Source organism: Bartonella sp. TT110JLCBS (assembly GCF_042193405.1).
Lineage (GTDB): Bacteria > Pseudomonadota > Alphaproteobacteria > Rhizobiales > Rhizobiaceae > Bartonella.
Window position 1 is genome coordinate 333 of the sequence record NZ_JBHILT010000258.1, and the last position, 282, is coordinate 614.

1 pseudogene is annotated in these 282 nt (G+C 37.9%); it reads right to left on the minus strand.

From position 1 onward, the window contains the following. Positions 1 to 282 (minus strand): annotated as a pseudogene (locus ACFILW_RS10780) (MFS transporter); the annotation flags it as partial.

Here is a 282-nt window from a genome sequence, read left to right on the forward strand (position 1 = left end):
TTGAGAGGGCTCCACACGTCCACCCTAGGCTCATAAGTGTTGCTATATAACCGGCTATAAGTGGAGCTTGTCCATGAAGTTCTTGAAGAAAAAGTGGTAAATAAAGTTCTATACTGTACACGACTGTTGTCATAACGAGTATTAATGCGTAAACAGGAAAAATTTCAGAAGAGAAAGAAAAGGATTTGCGCGGCAACATAGGATGAAAGCTATATGATTCGATTTTTGCTAAAACAAAGAGAAGACTAAGTCCAATAACTAATCCGCAAATTTTTGCCATTG